20 protein-coding genes, 1 tRNA gene and 2 pseudogenes are annotated in these 19,127 nt (G+C 38.5%); 22 read left to right on the forward strand and 1 reads right to left on the reverse strand.

Annotation, left to right across the window (positions count from 1 at the left end):
• Positions 1-58: 58 nt before the first annotated feature.
• The 22 genes and pseudogenes from WG932_RS23035 to WG932_RS23140 all read left to right on the forward strand — a co-directional run bounded on the left by WG932_RS23035 (position 59) and on the right by WG932_RS23140 (position 17,455).
• Positions 59-131, forward strand: a tRNA-Phe gene (locus tag WG932_RS23035).
• Positions 132-452: 321 nt separating this feature from the next.
• Positions 453-938, forward strand: coding sequence for an RNA polymerase sigma factor (locus tag WG932_RS23040; protein WP_014020160.1), 486 nt, complete (start codon positions 453-455; stop codon positions 936-938).
• Positions 928-1,350 (forward strand): hypothetical protein, encoded by a 423-nt coding sequence (locus WG932_RS23045; protein ID WP_483085534.1) that lies wholly within the window; start codon positions 928-930, stop codon positions 1,348-1,350. The genes WG932_RS23040 and WG932_RS23045 overlap by 11 nt, the downstream gene beginning before the upstream one ends.
• A gap of 2 nt (positions 1,351-1,352) precedes the next feature.
• Positions 1,353-1,778 (forward strand): DUF4252 domain-containing protein, encoded by a 426-nt coding sequence (locus WG932_RS23050; RefSeq protein ID WP_483085535.1) that lies wholly within the window; start codon positions 1,353-1,355, stop codon positions 1,776-1,778.
• A complete protein-coding gene (locus tag WG932_RS23055; protein ID WP_483085536.1) occupies positions 1,745-1,882 on the forward strand; it encodes a hypothetical protein in 138 nt (45 codons plus the stop codon). Before WG932_RS23050 ends, WG932_RS23055 begins: the two co-directional genes overlap by 34 nt.
• 25 nt (positions 1,883-1,907) lie before the next feature.
• Complete coding sequence (locus WG932_RS23060; protein ID WP_149393694.1) at positions 1,908-2,396, forward strand: DUF4252 domain-containing protein; 489 nt, start codon at positions 1,908-1,910, stop codon at positions 2,394-2,396.
• Between the two features lie 185 nt (positions 2,397-2,581).
• Positions 2,582-3,190 carry a superoxide dismutase family protein gene (locus WG932_RS23065; RefSeq protein ID WP_483085537.1) on the forward strand — a complete coding sequence of 203 codons (609 nt, stop codon included), beginning with the start codon at positions 2,582-2,584 and terminating at the stop codon, positions 3,188-3,190.
• A gap of 708 nt (positions 3,191-3,898) precedes the next feature.
• A complete protein-coding gene (locus WG932_RS23070; RefSeq protein WP_483088708.1) occupies positions 3,899-5,044 on the forward strand; it encodes a N(5)-(carboxyethyl)ornithine synthase in 1,146 nt (381 codons plus the stop codon).
• A gap of 255 nt (positions 5,045-5,299) precedes the next feature.
• Positions 5,300-5,941 (forward strand): hypothetical protein, encoded by a 642-nt coding sequence (locus tag WG932_RS23075; protein ID WP_483085538.1) that lies wholly within the window; start codon positions 5,300-5,302, stop codon positions 5,939-5,941.
• A gap of 8 nt (positions 5,942-5,949) precedes the next feature.
• Positions 5,950-6,366, forward strand: a complete 417-nt coding sequence (locus tag WG932_RS23080) for a hypothetical protein (protein ID WP_483085539.1) — start codon at positions 5,950-5,952, stop codon at positions 6,364-6,366.
• Positions 6,367-6,830: 464 nt separating this feature from the next.
• On the forward strand, positions 6,831-8,531 hold the full coding sequence (locus WG932_RS23085) for a T9SS type B sorting domain-containing protein (RefSeq protein WP_483085540.1): 1,701 nt from the start codon (positions 6,831-6,833) through the stop codon (positions 8,529-8,531).
• A 109-nt stretch (positions 8,532-8,640) separates the two neighbouring features.
• Positions 8,641-9,006: a VOC family protein gene (locus WG932_RS23090; protein ID WP_483085541.1), complete on the forward strand. Its 366-nt coding sequence runs from the start codon at positions 8,641-8,643 to the stop codon at positions 9,004-9,006.
• Between the two features lie 181 nt (positions 9,007-9,187).
• The gene (locus WG932_RS23095) at positions 9,188-9,529 is read left to right on the forward strand and encodes a hypothetical protein (RefSeq protein WP_483085542.1); all 342 of its coding nucleotides are present in this window, start codon (positions 9,188-9,190) and stop codon (positions 9,527-9,529) included.
• Between the two features lie 136 nt (positions 9,530-9,665).
• Positions 9,666-10,555: pseudogene (locus WG932_RS23100) on the forward strand (DEAD/DEAH box helicase family protein); the annotation flags it as partial.
• A 60-nt stretch (positions 10,556-10,615) separates the two neighbouring features.
• On the forward strand, positions 10,616-12,337 hold the full coding sequence (locus tag WG932_RS23105; RefSeq protein WP_483088709.1) for a DUF3427 domain-containing protein: 1,722 nt from the start codon (positions 10,616-10,618) through the stop codon (positions 12,335-12,337).
• A 119-nt stretch (positions 12,338-12,456) separates the two neighbouring features.
• Complete coding sequence (locus WG932_RS23110) at positions 12,457-13,134, forward strand: response regulator transcription factor (protein ID WP_339680506.1); 678 nt, start codon at positions 12,457-12,459, stop codon at positions 13,132-13,134.
• Complete coding sequence (locus tag WG932_RS23115) at positions 13,131-14,417, forward strand: sensor histidine kinase (RefSeq protein ID WP_483085543.1); 1,287 nt, start codon at positions 13,131-13,133, stop codon at positions 14,415-14,417. The genes WG932_RS23110 and WG932_RS23115 overlap by 4 nt, the downstream gene beginning before the upstream one ends.
• Before the next feature lie 75 nt (positions 14,418-14,492).
• The gene (locus tag WG932_RS23120; protein ID WP_483085544.1) at positions 14,493-14,936 is read left to right on the forward strand and encodes a PepSY-like domain-containing protein; all 444 of its coding nucleotides are present in this window, start codon (positions 14,493-14,495) and stop codon (positions 14,934-14,936) included.
• Entirely contained in the window at positions 14,936-15,862 is a 927-nt protein-coding gene (locus WG932_RS23125) for a porin (protein ID WP_483085545.1), read from the forward strand. The genes WG932_RS23120 and WG932_RS23125 overlap by 1 nt, the downstream gene beginning before the upstream one ends.
• A complete protein-coding gene (locus WG932_RS23130) occupies positions 15,856-16,110 on the forward strand; it encodes a porin (protein ID WP_483085546.1) in 255 nt (84 codons plus the stop codon). The genes WG932_RS23125 and WG932_RS23130 overlap by 7 nt, the downstream gene beginning before the upstream one ends.
• Positions 16,111-16,197: 87 nt before the next feature.
• Positions 16,198-16,667: pseudogene (locus tag WG932_RS23135) on the forward strand (DUF7000 family protein).
• 158 nt (positions 16,668-16,825) lie between these two features.
• Positions 16,826-17,455, forward strand: coding sequence for a YceI family protein (locus tag WG932_RS23140; RefSeq protein WP_014020177.1), 630 nt, complete (start codon positions 16,826-16,828; stop codon positions 17,453-17,455).
• A 361-nt stretch (positions 17,456-17,816) separates the two neighbouring features.
• Here WG932_RS23140 and WG932_RS23145 read toward each other — a convergent pair whose 3' ends face one another.
• A complete protein-coding gene (locus WG932_RS23145) occupies positions 17,817-19,064 on the reverse strand; it encodes an outer membrane protein assembly factor BamB family protein (protein WP_483085547.1) in 1,248 nt (415 codons plus the stop codon).
• Positions 19,065-19,127: the final 63 nt, after the last annotated feature.

Consider the following 19,127-nt stretch of genomic DNA (forward strand, 5'->3'; position numbering starts at 1 on the left):
TTTTAATTAAATTGCTTGTACAAAAGTAACAAATACCTACCTTTGCATCACTTTCAGCGGTGATGTAGCTCAGTTGGTAGAGCATCGGACTGAAAATCCGTGAGTCGGTGGTTCGAGCCCACTCATCACCACAAGCCCCGGTTTTACCGGGGCTTTTTTTGACCTTTATTTCTTGCAGTTGATTTTTGCTATTTTGCATGCTTGATTTTTATCTTTCCTTTGAGTAGGCAAATTAATAAATTGTTAGGAGGCAAACTATATTTTTTATTTTTAACAGGGATAATCCCTCGGATTTGTAGGGAATGGTGAGCGCTTATCCGTTCCTCTAGCCAACCCACTTACAAGCTTCTTGTTTGTGAGGAAGACTTAAAATTTTGCCTGAATGCTTTAAATTATAAAAAATAATTTCTGAAAAGTGTAACCTTTTTGTTTTTCGATCATCATCTTACTACATGAAGTCCTTTTTTGAATCTCATTTATGGCCCTTAAAAAACCGGCTCTTTCGATTTGCCTTATTATGGTTAAAGGATCGGGATAAGGCACAGGACGCTGTGCAGGACACCATGTACAAAGGGTTTATGCAACAGGATTATCTTGCCACCATCCAAAACCCAACCGGGTGGATGGTGAAGACCTTAAAGCATGAGGCCCTTCAGCAAATCAGGGAAGCAGGTAGATGGGGAGCACTGGAGGAGATTGGGGATTTGCCGTTGGAAGAAGTGGAGGCAGTTGATCTCAGCATGAAAACCAAGATGGTATTCAAATTTATTGAGAAACTTCCTGAGCGACAAAAAGAAATTTTCTTCCTCAGAGAGGTAGAAGGGCTGACGCATAAGGAAATGGCTACTTATCTGGAACTGAACGAAGGACAGGTAAAGGTGGAATTGCACCGTGCTAGAAAAAAATTAAAATCATTTCTTGAGAATTATGGAAAATAAGCACAAGGATTTGTGGGAAAAATACTGGAAAGGTGAAACCTCAGTGGCGGAAGAAAAAAAACTTTTTCAGGAACTTGAGGAAGAGCCGGAGGATGGAGCGCTAAAAGCCTTTTATTCGGGAATTCAATCCATACAGGAAGAGCGCCCAAATGGAATTCACTTGCCATTACGAAGCTTCCCTTGGCAAAAAATGGCAGCAGTAATGTTGGTTTTCCTAACAGTGGCCGCTTGTTGGTGGGGCTTCCGAACCTATGAGGAGCAGCAAGAGGTCCAAGCTTATCGGCAAGTAGTGGAGGCCATGGGTAAAATCCAGATCAACCTCAAGAAAGGAACCAGCCACCTGGAAAGCATGGAAAAGATAAAATACCTCAATTCAGGTGCGAATTGGTATGAAAACGACAAAAACAATTAGCAATGAAAAAGACAATATTCTTGGCATTGTGCTTATTGCCCTGCTGGCTACAAGCACAGACAGAAGTGATAGAGCAGTTTTATGAGAAATACCGTCAGGATGAGCGTTTCTCTAGGGTATACATAAGCCCTAAATTAATGCAAATGGCCGGTGGATTTCTTAGTTCCAATATGGAGCAAGAGGATAAAGATGCCGAAAATCTCATGGAATTAATTACCAGAATCAAAGGGATTAGAATTCTCTCTGCCGAAAAAATTGGGGGCTTGAGTTTGTTTGATGAAGCCATGAGAGACTTGAAAACGAACCTTTATGAAGAACTAATGGATGTGAGGGACAAGGATAGCTCCCTGAAGTTTATGGTCCGAGAAGAAGGGGGAGAATCAAGGAATTGCTTATGGTATCGGGGTCTACCAGTGAATTTACCTTGATGAGCATGCTGGGGGATTTTACTTACCAAGACCTTAACATGCTTTCTGAAAACACCAATTTGCCGGGAATGGAAGAATATGGCCGGGCAAAGAAACAAAAATAAACAATCAACATTTAATTACAATAACATGAATCGATTAGCAATTGTAGCAATATTGACGCTCTTGATCGCACTTCCTGGCGCAGTGCATGCACAAAGCAAAAGTGTAGACCAACTGTACAAGCAATACAAGGGGCAGGAAAATTTCTTTCATTTGGACCTTGCCGGCAATTTTCTGGATTTTGCCAAAGGCTGGAATCTTGAAATAGAGGAGGCCAATCTTGATGCCATTACGGAAAGCATTGAAAGGGTAAAATTCTTTAAGTTGCCGGTGGGAGGCTCGCGTGCATTGGCAGATTTTCGCAAACTAAGCAAGGGCTTGGACAAGGAGCATTATGAGCTAATGATGGATGCCACTGACAAGGATAGCGGATTGTCCATCTATTCCAAAGGGAAGGATATGGTGGATGGATTGGTTTTGATGATACGCTCAGACAATGACAAAGAATTTATGGTCATAGAGCTGGAGGGTCGATTTGATCAAAAAACCTTGGCCAAAGTGGGTAAAGCCATTTAGTTTTCTTCAGGGCACAAATGATGGCTAAGTCTGCTTTTATGGAATAATAAGAGATGTTTTCTTCACAGTGAAATCTAGTATTCATTTAATTGTATCTGTTTATTGTTATAAATTATTTGAATAAATCGGTTTTTGGCATAGTTTTTCCTTGATAGTAGTTTGTATTTATAAAAACTACTATGACTATGAAGACACTTAATTATTTTCTCTTTATCGGGGCTGTATCCCTGGCAGTTGCCTGCGGACCGGGAGCCAATAATTCCGAGGAAAGTGCTACCGATAGACTAGAAATTACAGAAAACCAGATGGACAATATGGAAAGTGAAACCGATACTGCCGAGCAGACAGCCATGGCTGTACTCTCAGGAGCTAGTGGAAGTGAGGTTTCAGGGACGGCTACCTTTACGCAAACAGCCGAAGGAAAAGTTAAATTGGTGTTGTCAGTAAACAACTTGTCAACCGGAAAGCATGCTGTTCACTTGCATGAGAATGGAGATTGCAGTGCTGAAGATGCATCTTCTGCCGGCGGGCATTGGAACCCTGCGGATGATGAGCACGGTAAAAGGGGTGAAAATGAATTTCATGCCGGAGATATAGACAATTTGACCGTTGGAGAAGATGGCATAGGATCCTTGGTAATGGTGGTAGACGGATGGTCTATCGGTGACGGGGAAGATTCAGATATCCTAAACAAAGCGGTAATTATTCATGCAGAGGCTGATGACTTTACTTCCCAACCTTCCGGAGCCGCCGGATCAAGGGTGGCCTGTGGAGTAATACAGGAAAATGGTTAATACATATAATTATTAATCATTTCGAAAAGTTGGTGTAGAATTTAGCGTACAATTTGTTCTATATTAATAAGTAATGTTTGATGGGCTTTTTTGTCCTACCAGAGAATTTTATGAAATGGTAGGTTCTATAAAGTTCATTATAGCTAGGCCCAATGGATTGCACCATTGGGCCTTTTAAATAAATTGGTCTTTCATTTTCCTGAAATATGCAATAGACAATCTATTACGTGTTACGTACTGAAATCGCTTCGAAATCAGCCACTTCTTTGTTACTTTCAATTTCACCATAGCGGTGCTATGCTAAAATCTCCAAACAGCTAGATTTTCTTGCGTTTGCAACACTTATCACGAATCCCATTACAGAATCCGGGTTTAATATTTATAGAATAGCGTAGTAATGAATTTAATTAAAGTACCTTTGATTAAGTAATATTGATTTTAAGCAATTTACCCATCTTCTCTAATTTAATAACGGAACGCTGATATTTTACTTTTTTCAGTTTTTAACCCGATTGGTAGCATGTGAATATCTTTGGATGACACATCAATGGAGATGATGAGGCTTAGGATTTTAATTTTTTATTTAACACTAGAAGCCAACTTAATGCCTGGAAGCTAGAATTACGATTGAGAAGTAATTTAAATCCAGCGTTTTGCACCTGTCATTGCCTTGCAGTCCGCTATTAAGCTTAAAAATTATATGGCTTTATTAACAATGGGAGTAATTGGAACTTCAAAAAAGAAGATGAAAGAAGGGTACCAATACATCCGGAACATTTAGAGAGACTACCGGAAAAAATTCGGAAACAACTTGTATTTGAAAAAGGGTATGGATTACCTTTCAATAAGTCTGATCAGGAAATATCCGCACTTTCAGGTGGTATTGCTACAAGAAGGGAATTGTTAGCAGATATTGGGTCTGTTATTATCGCAAAACCTGTTCTTGCAGACCTCGAGGAGCTTAAAACAGGTGGTCTACTTTGGGGGTATCCCCATTGTGCCCAACAAAAACAGGTAACTCAAATCGCTATAGATAAAAAGCTGACCCTAATTGCTTTTGAAGATATGTATGTTTGGAGTCCAAGCGGGCAAATAGGCAGGCATACATTTTATAAAAATAATGAAATGGCTGGTTACTGCACAGTTATCCATGCCTTGCAATTGAAAGGCATAGATGGGCACTATGGTAACCAGAGAAAAGTAATCATTTTGAGTTTTGGAGCTGTCAGTCGAGGAGCAATATATGCCTTAAAGGCCCATGGATTCCGCGACATTACCATTTGTATTCAAAGGCCAGATCATGAAGTCAGAGAAGAAGTATTAGATGTACATTATTCCCGCTTGCGAAAAGGAGAAAAAGGGGAGGCGAGATTAATTGTGGTGGAACATGACGGGACAGAAAAGCCTTTTATTGATTTAGTTAATGCCTCAGAAATTATAATTAATGGAACTTATCAGGATACTGACGATCCCATTAATTATGTGCTAGAAGAGGAGAAATCAATGCTAAAGCCGGGTTCACTATTTATCGATGTCAGCTGTGATGAGGGAATGGGGTTTTATTTTGCTAAGCCTACCACTTTTAAAAATCCAATGACCAGTATTGATGGGATTGATTACTATGCTGTTGATCATACTCCAAGTTATTTTTGGGAAAGTGCTTCGAGATCTATTTCAGCAGCTTTAATTGTTCATTTACCTATTGTGGTCGAAGGTAGAGAAAATTGGGATGGGAGTAGTACCATTAAAAATGCCATCAATATTGACGAAGGATTAATTGTCAAAGATCACATTCTTAGGTTTCAAAACCGCCAATTTCCCTACCCACATTCAATTTATTCAACCCAAAAATAACCCTATGAAATAATTTCTAAAAGCATTAAAACTTTAATCTTTATTAGAAAGAATTAAACATTTACTTTAAACCCGAAATATGCAATAGATCTTTTATTCCGTGCTGATATCGCTTCAAAATCAGTCCCTTCGTTGCTGTTTTCAATTTCACCATAGTGTTGCTATGCTAAAATCTCCAAACAGCTTGGTTTTTTCGCAATTGCGACCCTGATTACAAATTCTTTTGCATAATCCGTGTTAAAAAACAAATAAAGTATGACTAAAGCTATTCACCTTAATAAACCCGAGCCTTTTGCCTTTGAAAGACCATATGCCAATTTTAATGAAGGGTCAGATGTTTTGCTTACGATTCAATTGTTAGAGGCAGGTAAGCCGATTTTAATTGATGGGCTCTATAGCAATGGATTGAAGTTACTAAAAGCGCTTAAGACCCATCTACAAAAAAGGTTTACTCGCAAGTCTTTTCAAGACGAGTGCGAGTACCGTGCTGCTTACCACAAGCTTTCCAATCTTGTTTTGATAGAAATTGCAGCGAATAAACTGGCGCTTAAGAAGGCCCCTTTTATCGGTTGGTTGGAAGAGTTGTATCCGGAAAAAAGTGATTTCTTGCTGACTTTTCCTCAAGTACAGGGACTAAACAGTTCCTGGGAATGGTACAAAAATGGGATTTCCATTCCAGTGCTAAGGAATAAATTACACCCTTATTATGGCACCTATTTCCCAACCCGATTTGATCATTTGGTGCAGTTTGACCAGTGGCTAAAACGCTATACCGGCCCAAAAAAGACGGCCATAGACATTGGCGTAGGAAGTGGTATTCTCGCTTTACAAATGGTGCAGTACGGCTTCCAAAAGGTTTTGGAACAGACAGCAATCCCAATGCAATCGTGGGGTTGAAAGCCTTTATGGGAGATACTAAATTGTCACGAAAGATAGAGTTGGATCTGGGACATCTTTTCGGAAAGTGGGAAAAACAAAGCGAACTTATTGTTTTTAATCCTCCTTGGCTACCTTCAACCAATGAAGTGAGAAACCTAGATACTGGCATCTATTACAATGAGAAGCTGTTCCCTGAGTTTTTTGCAGAGGCAAAGAAACGCTTGTTGCCCGATGGTAAACTGCTGCTTTTGTTCTCTAACCTGGCTCAAATCACGGAGCTGACCAAAGAACATCCAATAGAAAAAGAACTGGCTGAAGGCGGTCGTTTTCAATTGGCAAGATGCTTTAAAAAATCTGTTAAACCAGCCTCAAAGAAAACAAAGCGAAACCAGAACTGGCGTACTGATGAAGTAGTAGAGCTTTGGGAGCTGACGCACCTATAGATCTTTATTGAGGCGTGAGAAAAAGGGTATAGAGCGTTCCGGCTCCACCGGCATCACCGCCAAAATTGATGGCGATAGAACCATCGCCCTTTAAATCGCCCACATAAGAAATGGATTGGGAGAAGCGACCCTCTGCAGTCAAGTGCAGGTCAAAGCCTCCTTGCCAAGGGGGAAAAGTTTAATCAGGAGGATTCTTCGAACAAATTTCGCTATTATACCCAATCAAAATTAAGATTGCCATTGCTTGTAAGGAAATGGATTGGTGGATTAGCTGTTAATGGATAAAAAGAAGAGCATTTACAGGTTTTGAATCGTTTTTTCAGTTAAATTTATTATCTCTCAAAATAAAGTTTTAGGTTTATCAAATTATTAAGGTTTTGAGGGTGAGTAAAATACCATATTTCATGCAATGTTTAAAACAAAATTGGCTCAGGAGGCTAATATTTCTGATACTATTGTCTCCTATGGTGACTAATGTTTTTGGACAATGTAATCAAAATTACGATTGGGCAGTTTGGAGTAGTTTTACCGGCCAAAGTGCTACAGGGATCATTAAACATGGGAATAAGGATATTACCATGGAGATGAGCGCCAATTATGATTTCAGCTATACTAATGTTCTTTTTAACTATACCATTTTCCAGAATTTCAAAAGCCCTATTCCCAACCAAACTGTACCTCGGACCACATGGACCGCAGGAGAAGGAGGAGAAACGACCATGTGTTTTTCTGAGGTGGTAAGTAATCCCGTATTGCTATTGTCTTCTATTGGTAGACCAGATTTACCCGTGACACTGGAATTGTCCATACCATTTGTCCCCCTTTTTGACGGTGGAGGAATGACTTTCGTGGATGAAACCACCATTATCGGAAATGAAGGATATACCATATTACTTTTTCCTGGGGAGTTTGAATGCATTACCATTTTTTCATCCACACCAGAATACTACACCAACATAACCTGGGGGTTAAACCCACCTTTATTTCCTGTGACCTTAAGTGGGGACACCAAAGCCTGTGTAAGCACTTCCATTACGGCTTCGGGAGGGGATGTCTATGAATGGAGTGGAGGAGAAAACCCTGATTCGGCAACCAATACCTTTACAGATTCAGGTACTTATTTTTTAAACGTCACAGACATCAATGGATGTGTTGTTACCACTTCTGTTGAAATTGAGATTGGAGAGGAATATTGTAATGATTGTGAAGGGACATTGAATGGAACCGCTAAAATCGATGACTGTGGTGTTTGTTTGCAGCCAACAGACCCTGCCTTCAATCAATCCTGTCTGGATTGTGCGGGGACTGTTAATGGAGATGCAATAATTGATGATTGTGGAGAATGTTTAGCACCTTCAGATCCGGCATATAACCAGTCATGTTTAGATTGTGCCGGGACGGTTAATGGTACTGCAGTGCTTGATGACTGTGGTGTTTGTTTGGAGCCAGCAGATCCTGCCTTCAATCAATCCTGTCTGGATTGTGCGGGGACTGTTAATGGAGATGCAATAATTGATGATTGTGGAGAATGTTTAGCACCTTCAAATCCGGCATATAACCAGTCATGTTTAGATTGTGCTGGAACGGTAAATGGAACGGCTGTATTTGATGATTGCGACGTTTGCCTAGAACCAACAGATCCTACCTTCAATCAGTCTTGTCTTGACTGTGCAGGAATCCTTAATGGCACAGCAGTGCTTGATGATTGTGGAGAATGTTTGGAACCTTTAGACCCTGCCTTCAATCAATCCTGTCTGGATTGTGCGGGCACTGTTAATGGAGATGCAATAATTGATGATTGTGGAGAATGTTTAGCACCTTCAGATCCGGCATATAACCAGTCATGTTTAGATTGTGCCGGGACAGTTAATGGTACTGCAGTGCTTGATGAGTGTGGGGATTGTTTTGAGCCTACGGATCCTTTGTTCAATAACTCTTGTAAGGATACGGCTGTCATTCGCATACCCGACGCTTTTACACCTAATTCCGATGGTAAAAATGACACTTTTGAAATTATAAAAAGTAACTATACCAATGCTAAAGTCATAAGCTATTCTATTTTTAGTAGATGGGGGAATTGGTTTACCATGCCAGCAATTTTGATTTCAATTCATCGAATTTGTGGTGGGATGGTAAGGTTCAGGAAAAAAGGCATCCTCCAGTAATTTTGCTTATTATATCGAAATTGAGTTTCAATCTGGGGAAATCAAAAGATACAGAGGTAGTGTTAAACTGATTCTTTGAGCAGTTAGTTAGGATAAATGAGTATAAACTATGGAACATAAAATCAAGTCAATTCGGCCGTTTATTGGTGCCAAAGATTATAAGCTTTCCCGGCAATTTTATTCCGATCTGGGCTTTGCCGAAATCGTGCTTTCCAGCAAGATGTCCTACTTCAAATCCGGTACCTTTGGCTTCTACCTGCAGGATGCCTATGTCAAAGACTGGGTAGACAATACCATGGTCTTTATGGAAGTGGAAGACTTGGCCAAGCATCTGGAAAAAACAAAAACCCTCAACCTCCCTCAAAAGTACAGCGGCATCCGCCTATCCGAAATCGTCACCAACGACTGGGGCAGCGAATATTTCCTACACGACCCTTCTGGGATTTTATGGCATATTGGGGCGTTTTTGGGGTAGGGGGTAATGAAATGACTGAATGACAAAAGAGTTTGGTGTAGTTATTTTCATTGGTTATAATGCTTACAAATGAATTTTTTAATTCAAATTTACTTTACTCTCTCCCCTTTGGGGATGTGAAAAAATAGTTGTTTTTATTTTAAATCCTTATTAATTGTTTTATGAAAAAGTATAAGGTATTATGAATCAAGGAATTTATGAAGAGTTGGTTACCCAGTTAGTTACTCAGAAAATAAATGAGTTAGATAAGGGTGATTTTTATATTAATAAAACCAATATTGATAAAATAGAAGCTTCAAGTTTACTGGCACAACATATTTCTCGGACAATTAAAAATGCACTTGAATTTGTGAAAGGTGATAAAGGGGGCGAAAGTAAGCTGGAAATTCAGATAAAGATAGCTAATAAAATTATTCTTCTTTTGAAAGAAGAGCTAAATAATGAGGATTTTGTCAAGGATTTAATCGAAGTAGAAGGCAAAATTTTAAAAGCTGTATTTTCTAGAGTGAACTCACTTTTCTGATTTGGATTTACGATTAAAAGAAATCACTCCCTATACTCGATTAATTCATAGCGAACTTTTTACAGGAGGGAATACTGGGTTGTCACTAGAAAGTGAATTGAAAAAAGAAATCTTATCATCTGATAGAATTAATCTATTGGTTTCCTTCATAAAATTTAAAGGGATAATAATTCTTGAAAAAGAATTAAAAGAATTTACCCAAAGAGGAGGTCAATTGAGAGTGATTACAACGACATATATGGGTGCCTCAGATTATAAGGCAATTCAATTATTGTCAAAATTAGAAAATACCCAAGTAAAAATTTCCTATAATACTGGAAATGAAAGGTTACATGCCAAAGCCTACTTGTTTTACAGAAATACGGGCTTTCATACTGGATACATCGGATCTTCTAATTTTTCACGATCGGCTCTTACTGATGGTTTAGAGTGGAATATTAAAGTCACAACAAAGGAGGTTAGTCATATAATTGATAAGTTTCAAAAGACATTTGATTCTTATTGGCAAAGTGAAGATTTTGAATTGTTTGATGATGAGTCAGGGAAGGAAAAACTTATATTAAATTTAACCCAGGCTAAAAATTCTCAAAATACCAACATCAATATTTCGTTTTTTGATGTTAAACCTTATCCTTTTCAGTCTGAGATATTAGAAAAACTGGAAGTTGAGAGGGCAGTTCATGGCCGTTATAGAAATTTAGTAGTTGCAGCTACCGGAACAGGAAAAACGGTGGTTTCAGCATTTGATTATGGAAAATTTAAAACAGAAAATAAGTCAAGTAAACTTTTATTTTTAGCCCATAGAGTTGAGATATTAACTCAATCACTTTCAACCTATAGAGGGATAGTTAGGGATAATAATTTTGGCGAGTTATGGGTTGGTGGTCAGGTTCCTAATAGTTTTGAACACGTTTTTGCATCAGTCAAACTATCAATAATAGCTTAGATTCGATTAATTTATCTCCTGACTTTTATGACTATATTGTAATAGACGAATGTCATCACCTCACAGCAAAAACCTATAGAGGGATAATCAATTATTTTAAACCCAAAGTACTTTTAGGTTTAACGGCCACTCCTGAACGTATGGATGGTGGGGATATTCAAGAAGATTTTCATAACCGAATAGCCGCTGAAATAAGACTCCCTGCGGCATTAAATAGAAAATTATTGTGTCCATTCCAATATTTTGGAATCACAGATAATATTGATTTATCGAATGTTGCATGGGAAAAAGGGAAATATAGAGTAAGTGAGTTGACTAATATTTATACTTCCTCCGATAGAAGAGTTAAGGATATAATTAATTCATTGGAACATTATACAAAAGATTTAAACAACGTTAGAGCCATTGGATTTTGTGTGTCTATAGAACATGCGGAGTTTATGGCTCAAAAATTTTCATTAGCAGGGTTAAAAGCGGATTTCCTTACAAGCAGAAATAACCAGAATAGAGATGTTCTAAGACACCAACTTTTGAACAAAGAAATTAACTACTTGTTTGTGGTTGATATATTTAATGAAGGGGTGGATATTCCTGAAATTGATACAGTATTGTTTTTGAGACCTACTGAAAGTTTGACGCTATTTCTTCAACAATTAGGTAGAGGCTTACGCCTATCAAATGATAAGGAATGTTTAACGGTTTTAGATTTTGTTGGAAATTCCAGGCCAGAATACAATTTTGAGAATAAGTTTCGAGCATTAATTGGTAAAACTTCGACATCAGTTATCAAAGAAATTGAAGAAAATTTTCCGCATTTGCCCTTAGGGTGTTCAGTCAATTTAGAAAGGAAAGCTAAAGAAATAATTTTAAAGAACATATCTGCCGCAACTTCTTTGAACAGGTTACAACTAATACTAAAAATCCAAAATTTCAGGCATCAAACTTCACTTCCATTAAACCTTAAAAACTTTTTAGAATTTTATAATATCCCTCTCCAATCTATATATAAGCGAGGTGGTTGGAATCGGCTTTGCCAAATAGCAGGTGTGGTTGAAGAATTTGATGATTTAAATGAAAAGCAGATAGTCAGTGCTATTTGGAATAAATGGTTATCCACAAAATCCACGAGCTATTTTAAATTTATTCTCGATTTAGCGACAAATAATTTTCAGGTAAATCCTGAAGAAATGACAAAAGAAAAGCATCTCATGTTATTGATGTTGCACTATGATATTTGGCAAAAAGAAGGTGGTTTTAATTCTCTTCGAGATAGCATTAGTGAAATTGGGAAAAACAAAGTACTATTGGGTGAAATCATTGAAGTACTCGAATTCTTAATTGACCAAATAGATTTTAAGGAGTTAAATATTAACTTACCTTATAAACAGCCTCTTAAAGTTCATTCAAGGTATACTAGAGACCAAATTTTAGCAGGGTTTGGATTAAGTACTTTTGATAAAAAGTCTTCAAGCAGAGAAGGTGTGGCTCTAAACCCAAAACTTAATACCGAATTACTTTTTATAAATCTGATTAAATCAGATGAAAACTTCTCATCAACCACAATGTACGATGATTACGCAATTAATGAATTAATATTCCACTGGCAATCCCAAAATTCAGCAGGACCTGAGACTACTAAAGGTTTGTCCTACATTAAACACCGTGAAAATAACAGGCGAATCCTTTTATTCGTACGAGAAAAAGTAAAAGATGAATATGGAAATACCATGGGATACGTTTTTGTAGGGGAAGGTAATTTAATGGATCATTATGGGTCAAAACCAATGAATGTGAAGTGGGAATTGAGCGAACCCTTGCCACATTATTTATGGAAAGACGCTGCTAAGCTACGGGTTGGGTGAAAGGTTTTTATTTTAACTAGGTTACTCTTCGGAAATAGTTTTTCAAAAAGCCCTACATTTAACAGGCTTATAAAAAATAATTCCCATTTCTTTCCCAATTCTCAAAGCACCTTTAGGCCGTGAAAATTTTAGTTATTGAAGACGAAATAGACTTACAACAGAGTATAAAGGAATCTTTAGTAAAAGAAGATTACCTCGTGGAAACGGCCTCTGACTATCATTCGGCCATTGAGAAAGTATTTGTCTACCAATACGACTGTATTCTATTGGACATTATGCTGCCCCATGGGAGTGGTTTGGATATTCTGGACGAACTGAAGCAGGCGGGGAAAACGGAAAATATCATCATTATTTCAGCCAGAAATTCTCTGGATGACAAGCTTAAAGGTCTGGAGCTTGGGGCAGACGATTACCTGACCAAACCTTTTCACTTGGCTGAACTTAATGCAAGAGTAAAGGCAGTGCTAAGAAGGAAAAACCTAGCGGGTGAAAATGGCATTGCTTTTAAAAACACCCGGCTGGATATCAGCGAACGATTGGTTTTTGTAAATGGCCAGAATATTTCTCTCAACCGAAAAGAATTTGATATCCTCTATTATTTTTTACTCAATAAAAAGCGATTGGTGACCAAAACCGGATTGGCCGAACATGTCTGGGGTGACAATTCAGACCAAGCCGATAACCTGGACTTTGTGTATTACCAAATCAAAAACCTTCGTAAAAAATTGCAGGACGCTCAGGCTGAAATAGAAATAGAATCCGTATACGGGATAGGCTATAAACTTATGGAAAAATGAAGCTCCTCAACCAGTCTCTGAAATACCTGTCTATTTCCATCTTGGGAATTGTTACTGTTTGGTCAGTGGTATTTTATATGAATATGCTTAATGAAATCAAAAGCAGTATTGACGAAGGACTGGAAAACTACAAGCGCTTAATTATACAGAATGCTCAGGTGGATGCTACCATATTGACCAAAACCTATTTCGACGAAAGTTTCTTTACCCTCCGCAAAATAGCTGCTGAAGAAGCCCTCAACATGAGGGATAGCTATATTGACACGGAAATCTACATGCAGGATGCAGATGACCAGGCTCCCGAGCCTGAACCGGTAAGGATGTTGACGACGGCCTTTGAATACAATGGGCAATACTACGAGCTCAAAGTGGCCAATTCAATGGTGGAGGAAGACGATCTGATAAACGAGCTCTTTTGGGATGTAGTTTGGCTTTACATACTCCTTATTGCAGGCATAATGGTAGTCAATAATATTGTACTGAAAAAGTTGTGGAAGCCTTTTTATGATTTTCTAAAGGAACTGAAAAATTACCGCCTTGGAAGTACCCAGAAGCTTCCTGAAACAAATACCCAAACTAGAGAATTTTTGGATTTACAACAGGCTGTCAATACCCTCTTGCAGCACAGCTTGGCCGCATTTGAACAACAAAAGGAGTTTATAGGCAATGCCTCCCATGAGTTACAAACCCCACTGGCCATGGTGACAAATAAACTTGAACTGCTTCTGGAAAGCAGTGATTTAAAACAGGCTGAAGCTGAAAAGATTGCCGCGATTTTTCAGATCATTGAAAGACTTGTTCGCCTAAATCAATCTTTGCTCCTGCTTTCCAAGATTGACAACAAACAGTTTTTTGACAACCAGCAGGTATCTATAAATGAAGTTGTGCAGCAAAATCGGTTTGAGCTGGAAGAGCTGGCATCATTCAAAGCCTTAAATATTACTGTCACTGAGTTAGAAGTATTAAAGGTAACTATCGACCCCACCCTGGCCGACATCCTTGTGGCTAACCTGCTTAAGAATGCCCTTTTCCACAATATTAAAAATGGAAGGGTGAACATAAGCTTGTCAAAAGATAGTCTCCGCTTATGTAATACGGGCGTTTCCCAGCCTTTGGAAAGCGAAAAACTTTTCAGCCGTTTTCACAAAACAGACTCTCGATCTAGCGGTACAGGCTTAGGTCTTTCTATTGTTAAAGCCATTGCTGACTTGTACGGTTTTACCATAGCTTACCATTTTGAAAAGGGGGAGCATGTCTTTGAAGTTAAATTTTCTTCTCTCTAATTTCTCTTGTCTTAGGATTCCCAAATCTTTCCAAATTTGTCTTTTTTCTTTGTCGTAAATCAAAATTAAGACAACATGAAAAAGCAACTATTAATAATCGGCGCATTTAGCTTATTTGGGTTTACCCAAGCTCAGGACATCTCTCAAGACCAGGTTCCCTCCCTAATATTGAATCAATTCAAGGCTGATTATGCAAAAGCATCAGACATAGAATGGGAAAAGGAGGGAGAATTTTACAGTGTGGAATTTGAAACCGGTTGGAATGTGGACCATGAAATCTGGTACAATGCCGGCGGAGATTTGGTAAAACACAAAGAGGATATTTCTACCAAGGAATTACCCATACAGGTAAAAGAAAAGATAAAAGAAGAGTTTAGCAATTACAGCATTGATGATTTGGAGCGCATTTCTGAAGAGGGAAAGGTGGTTTATAAAATGGAACTTAATTCCATATGGAAGCAAGATTGGGAGGTAGTAATAGATGCTGAAGGAGGTATACTTAATAAAGTGGCGGACTAATGCTAAAAAAAATGATTGTATTGGTGTTGTTATTGACAGGCACCAAAGCTTTTGCTCAGGAAGAAAACAATGGTGGCGATAGGTGGTATGATAAAATCCATTTTGGAGGATACATGCAGGTGCGATACAATAAATTGCTGGAAACCAATCCTAATCTTGGTTGTGAACAATGCGATGAATATTGGGGTGGAGCGGGTGGTGGTCTTTCTTTGCGAAGGGTTAGATTTAAGTTTTATGGCCAAATTAGCCCGAGGGTTTTCATGTACATCCAACCGGATCTTTCCAAATCTGTAGGTGAATCCATCCATGTGGCCCGAATCAAAGATGCATATTTGGACGTAGGGCTAGATGCTGACAATGAATTTAGGGTTAGAATAGGTCAAAGTAAGGTGCCATTTGGCTTTGAAAACATGCAGTCCAGTAGTACTCGCCTGCCTTTGGATAGAAATGATGCCATCAACAGTGGGGTAAAGGATGAACGGGATGTGGGTGTGTTTTTGTATTGGGCGAGTAAAGAAAAGCGTACACTGATGAAGGAGCTCAAATCCTACAAGCATTCAGGAGATTTCGGTGTTTTTGCCTTGGGGTTTTACAATGGGCAAACTGCTAATCATCAGGATCTAAACAATGAATTTCATCTGGTCTCCAGATTTTCCTATCCTATTGAAATAGGCAATCAAGTTGTAGAGCCTGGAATTCAGGCTTATTCCGGAAAGTATGTGATTACTGAGCATAGTCCTGAAATTAAAGTCAATACAGACGGGTATTTGGACCAAAGGGCAGCACTATCTTTCCTGCTTTACCCCAAGCCTTTCGGTATTCAGGCCGAGTACAATGTAGGTAGAGGTCCGGAGTATGACCATGTCAGCAATTCAATAAAAGTGAAGCACTTGGAGGGGGATATGCTACCCTTTCTTATATGGTAAATAGAGGAGAAACCTTGTTTACCCCATTTGTTCGTTTTCAGTATTATGATGGAGGGAAAAAACATGAGTTGGATGCACGAAGTTATACCGTAAAGGACACTGAAATTGGCATAGAATGGAGTCCTTTTGACCATTTTGAGTTGGTAGCTGAATATGCTATTTCTGATCGAAGGTATGAAGATTATGAGTTACAGTACAACCACCAAACCGGAAGCCTGATGCGCTTTCAGGCACAGTTGAAGTTTTGAATTGGAAAAATACTGCTTCTATTTTTGATTTAAGGTTTTACCCACTAAATTAAATTCATCAACACCTTAAACACAACGATGGAATCGATGGATGGAAGTTTTTCTTATTACCAAAAGCTAATTCAAGCGGGAGATATTGCGAGAGTTTACAAGAGCTTAATTGCGTATATGCTTTCCCTTAGGACTTATTTCAAAATTAACCACCAAGAATTCATTGTGGGTAGTTTTTATCAAGGAGCAATGGACTTCACCTATTTTTCGCTGAGTACAAAGGAGTTAAAAGCAAAGAAATTAAAGTTGGTTATCATTTTTAATCATCAAGAGGCAAGTTTCGAAATTTGGTTGGCAGGGCAAAACAAAAAGTTCAAAGCCATTACTCAGGATTAATTGCTGACAGGGAAATGGGGGCTCATTACAGGGCATCTACCCATCCCCATTCCATTTTGGAATGGGTGGTTTTAAAAAATCCGGATTTTAATGAAACGGATACCATTACTAATCGAATAGAGGAGGGTGTGAATGTGTTTTTAAAGGACTTGAACCGGGTGATTGGCTAGTTAATCCTTTTGTTTACTAATGGATTATTCAGATAAGGCCTTCCTTTTAGGAATTAAAACAAACCAAGCTTAAAGTATATTGAAAATGATTTGGCTATAGGTTTTAATTGCCCCTATAATATGTTTAAATTTGGTAAGATTTTTAACTTAAAAAAACCATGAAAAACTTAAAACTAATTGCCTTAAGCCTTTTATTGCTTGCTAATTTTAGTTGTAACAATGCCAATAAAAGCACCGAAACTGAATCAGAGGTTGTAGTTGAAAACAACTTTAGTTTGGTGGAAGATTCTACCAAGGTAAGCTTTGTGGCTTATAAGACCACTGAGAAAGTGCCAGTGGGTGGACAATTCACAAAGATCAATATTAGCAATTTTGGTCAGGGAGCTACTGCCTTGGAAGCCATGAATGGTACAGAGTTTAGCATTCCTGTAAGCAGCCTATTTACCAATGATGCCACAGGAACAAGGGATCCTAAAATCTTAGAATTCTTCTTTGGTGTAATGGAAAATACAGAATTGATCTCAGGAGTTTTTAAAGTAGAAGGTAGCAAATGTTCCATTGATGTGACCCTCAATGGATCGACTCAAAATATACCTTTGGAGTATTCTACAGTAAATGACACCCAGTTTATCTTTGATGGGGTAATGAATTTAGAAGATTGGGATGCGCTAGATGCCGTATCTTCTATCAATAAGGCCTGTGAAGCTTTACACACCGGTAAAGATGGGGTAAGCAAAACATGGAGCGAAGTAGCTGTCCATGCAGAAGTCCTTCTGGAGAAGAAATAAATTTCATGCAATTATACAGAAATAGGAAACCCCACAACAAATCACCATTTGTTGTGGGGTTTTTTGTTTGGTTCGGATTTGAGTGACGTTGAGATTTTGTCAGCATTACTGGAGGGAAAAGCAACAATATCGCCAAAATCGTGGTTCTTTCTTGTCTTTTCCGAGGGTTTCACCTAAAGATATTGTGGTTGATGTCCTTTAGCCTTCTTTGATCTGCACCTTATTATTCACTCCTAAAAGGTAGCCTGAATTTGACGAAATCTCAGAATAATTCTCGACAGGAGACCTAGATAGCGTTTTGGAGGGAAAATTAATCTGACGCGTCCCCTGGGCTTGTGGAAGGGAACGCATCAGATAAATGTTAGTCTAACCTCGCTGAAACCAAGAGGCTTTGTTCGGTGGTGTAATAGATTTCATCATCATAAACTTTGAAATATTTTTCACCATAATGATCCTCAAGTCGATTGACAGCAAAGGAAATGGTGGCAGTTTCAAATGGATAAAGTTCCTTTATTTCACGTTCAGAAATGGTTTGGCCATTTTCAACATCAATCTCATAGAGGAAGTTGTTGTTAGTATAAAGGAAGAGCCTGTCTTTGACAAGAAATAATTGACCGACATCCCTATTCTGAACCTGAGATTCCCATGTTTTGGAATGAGAGGGCCAATTAAAGGCCACTACTTTTCCGGTTTCATTGTCATGGTATATCAGGGACTTCTTGCTTTCCAAGTGAAGCATATGCGTTAGGTCAAGGTTGTTGTTATTGAAACCTTCGGGGTATTTCCATTCCGCTTCTCCTGTAGTGGAGGAGCGCAATATGAAATTATCTTGGCTAATGCTTAGTATTTTACTCCCAAGGTCCACAGCAAAAGAGTTGTGGATAAGGTGACCATAATTGTTCTCATCATAATTGAAAATCTCCCAGTATTCAGTACAAGTATTGGGATCTATGGAAAGCAAATTTCTACCTCCACGTACCACCATCAGCACCAGCTTGTCATCTCTGAAAAGGAAATTTCTAATATTGTCTACCAATAACTCCTCACATGCGATTTCGTCATTACCGGTTTCCAAACTGACCTTATAGAGGGATGTTTCCCTTTTTCTTAAGCCAAACCAGTTACCATCTACCTGCCCGGAAGGGAATGTTCCGGAAGGCTTTTCAAATAGTACATTGCCATCTGAAGGATTTACTTTGATCACAGTTGGATTATTAATGTCGGCCGTCATGGCCCAAAGGTGATCTCCAATTGTTTTCATGACATAGGGTACGCCTATACTGGCTTTGTTAATGGTCCAATTGGTCTCCTGGCTGTTTTTGTTCATGGATACTATGCCCTTGCCACTGTAGGGGCTGTATAGGTAGAGGTTGGTTTCTCCCACATGTAAAAAAGGGGAAAAGGAGCCACCAATTTCATCACCTTCTTTATTGATAGACCAGTTGACTGTAAAAGGCAAATCAGTGGGGTCTTCCAGTACTACCTCTTCTTCTTCCTCCTCTTCTTCCTCTTCGTCATCAATCGTTTTATTGACATCATCCGGGGAGATGCAAAATTGAAACAGTAGCAATAACAATAGGGGAAAATAAGTTCGTAATAAAAGTTTCATGTTGGTTAAAATGTATGGTTGTATGCGTCTAATTTCTGCAAATTATAAAAAAACTCCATAAGG

It is taken from the genome of Cyclobacterium sp. SOCE241 (genome assembly GCF_056867545.1).